General features: G+C 70.4%; 1 protein-coding gene. It reads left to right on the forward strand.

The genetic code is table 11. The features are described 5' to 3' along the window. Window positions 1-862: helix-turn-helix domain-containing protein (locus E3D03_RS18525; RefSeq protein ID WP_263568174.1), on the forward strand; the 862-nt coding region annotated here is incomplete at its 5' end. Between the last annotated feature and the right edge of the window lie 118 nt (window positions 863-980).

The raw sequence follows: 980 nt of genomic DNA on the forward strand, positions 1-980 counted from the left end.
TTGGAGCCTCCGGCAAACCCGGCGCGGTTCACAGGGCAACGTCGCACGGGCGACGGGGATCAGCGTGCCGACATTGCGGGCGCTGGAACGGGGCGAGGGTGGGCTTGGCCCATTGGTTGCGGTCATGGAGGTGCTTGGCCTGCGCTGGGGATGGGTTCCACATGGCGAGGATGCGGCAGCTGCGCTGGCGGGGCGGCGCAAGGCGCGGGGAATCAGCCAGGCGGAGCTGGCACGGCGGATCGGCTGCAGCCGACCGACGCTGATCGCGCTGGAGCGCAGGCTCGCGGGCAGCGTCGCGACCCTGGCTCGTGCGCTGCAGGTTCTGGGGCTGCGGCCAATGCTGCGCGGCGTGGCACCGGTCGGGCGCGGCCTGGTGCCGGCCACAAACGCGCCGGCGCAGGATCTGGTCATGACGCCGTCGGAGCTTGCGGCGGCGGTCATCGGGCATTTCGCCGACCGGATGGCGGGCAGGGTGCTGGATCCAGCGCGGGGGCAGGGGGCGTTCCACGATGGCTTCCCGGCCCATCTCGATCGGCACTGGTGCGAGATCGGCGAGGGCCGGGACTTCTTCGACTGGCAGCAGCCGGTGGACTGGGTGATGACCAACCCGCCCTGGTCGCGGTTGCGCGATTTCACCCGCCATGCCATGCGGATTGCGCCGAACATCGTCTGGCTGGCGCCGCTGACAAACCTGACGACCAAGGCGCGGCTGCGCGATCTCGACGAGGCGGGGTTCGGCATCGCCGAGCTGGTGAAGCTCGAGACCCCGAGAGGCTGGCCGCAAAGCGGGTTCCAACTGGTCGCGGCGCATCTGCGCAAGGGTCACGCCGGCAGCTGGACGGTGTCGCGGCTGGGGGCATAGCCGGACAGCACGCCAGAACGCCCCCGGCGCTCATGGCCCTGACATGCTGGCCTCCAGGTTATCCGGGTCGGGATGATCCTCGGCCTCGACATCGCGGAAGAGGCCAGACAGGCCTTCA

The organism is Paracoccus sp. DMF, assembly GCF_004407025.1.
Lineage (GTDB): Bacteria > Pseudomonadota > Alphaproteobacteria > Rhodobacterales > Rhodobacteraceae > Paracoccus > Paracoccus aminovorans_B.